The sequence below is a fragment of the Mesorhizobium sp. M5C.F.Ca.IN.020.29.1.1 genome (assembly GCF_003997375.1).
GTDB lineage: Bacteria > Pseudomonadota > Alphaproteobacteria > Rhizobiales > Rhizobiaceae > Mesorhizobium > Mesorhizobium wenxiniae.
This window is the reverse complement of sequence record NZ_RZSW01000988.1, coordinates 1-1,196: the sequence shown is the minus strand read 5'-3', so window position 1 is coordinate 1,196 and position 1,196 is coordinate 1. Positions and strand designations below refer to the sequence as shown.

Below are 1,196 nucleotides of genomic sequence, written 5' to 3'. Positions count from 1 at the left end.
GAGCTGTAACGCAAACTCCTGCAACCGTTCACGCATCATGTCCCAGAAGCACCGGGCATCGGCTTCGTATTGAAAACCGACCACGATGTCGTCCGCGTAGCGCACGATGATCATGTCGCCGGTAGCCTCGCGCCGTCGCCAGCGCTCGGCCCATAGATCGCAGACGTAGTGCAGGTAGATATTGGTAAGCAGCGGCGAGATCAATCCCTGAACGCAAAAGGTAACTTTGTGTTTGACCGGTCGATTTCGCTCGATCGTTCTCGTTCTGTGCTTGACTGTCGTCGCAAAAGGTAATACGCATATGTCACATGCCGCGCTCAACGGATTTGCAGAAGACCGAACGGATCAATGCGGCCCATGGGTTGCTTGCGCGTGGGCTGAGCGTGGCGGAGGCAGCCATGGCGTTGTCGCGCCAATTCACCATGTCCCGACGTCAGGCCTATCGGTATATCGAGGAGGCGCAGGCGATCGGCCGGCCGGTGCCAGTGACCGAGCCGACGGAGGCGGTGACGTTCAAGCTGGCGCCTAGTTTGGTCGATGCGATTCGAGCGCGGGCGGCGGCGGAAGGAACGACGATCAGCGCCATGGTGGATCGGGCGCTTCGGGCTTTTCTCGGCGAAGCCGACGGCCATGGCTGAGCGGCGGGAGAGCGATGTTCGCAGCGTCCTTCTCGAGCCTGTCTTTGACCGCCTGCTGCCGGCCAAATTGGCACAGGTCTACGGAATCCTGGTTGCGGAGCGGGTTCGCATCGTCGGCCCGGGTCCGCGGCTAAGGGAGGGAAGCGATGACGTGCGCAGCGATTTATGCTCGGGTGTCCTCCGACCAGCAGAAGGAGGACAACACGATTGCCAGCCAGACGGCGGCGCTGATCGCATTCGCCCGCGAGCAAGGATTCAGCGTGCCCGATGACTGGATCATCGAAGACGCGGGGTTCAGCGGTGCCAGCCTGGCGCGGCCGGGGCTGGAGAGACTGCGCGACTTGGCGGCCGAGGGACACATCCAGGCTGTCTTGATCCATTCCCCGGATCGGTTGAGCAGAAAATATGCTTATCAGGTTCTCTTGATGGAGGAGTTCGCCCGCCGCGGTGTCGAGACCGTCTTCATCAAAGCGCCGCATGCCGACACCCCGGAAGACCAGCTGATGCTGCAGTTCCAGGGCATGATCGCCGAGTACGAACGGGCCCAAATTCTCGAAC

Annotated in this window: 3 protein-coding genes; 2 read left to right on the top strand and 1 reads right to left on the bottom strand. The window is 61.4% G+C overall.

Going from position 1 to position 1,196, the window contains the following annotated elements:
* Positions 1-321, bottom strand: a 321-nt coding sequence (locus EOA85_RS35655; RefSeq protein ID WP_281033833.1) for a reverse transcriptase domain-containing protein, incomplete at its 3' end; no start/stop codon positions are given.
* Between EOA85_RS35655 and EOA85_RS35650 the strand changes: the two genes are divergently transcribed.
* Both EOA85_RS35650 and EOA85_RS35645 read left to right on the top strand, forming a co-directional pair.
* On the top strand, positions 309-638 hold the full coding sequence (locus tag EOA85_RS35650) for a hypothetical protein (protein WP_127212758.1): 330 nt from the start codon (positions 309-311) through the stop codon (positions 636-638). The genes EOA85_RS35655 and EOA85_RS35650 overlap by 13 nt on opposite strands.
* A 173-nt stretch (positions 639-811) precedes the next feature.
* The coding region (locus tag EOA85_RS35645) for a recombinase family protein (protein ID WP_245486364.1) at positions 812-1,196 on the top strand (385 nt) is incomplete at its 3' end.

Bases quoted from the DNA above. Each gene is read 5' to 3' on its own strand.
- EOA85_RS35650 (WP_127212758.1), top strand. From the start codon at position 309: ATGCCGCGCTCAACGGATTTGCAGAAGACCGAACGGATCAATGCGGCC.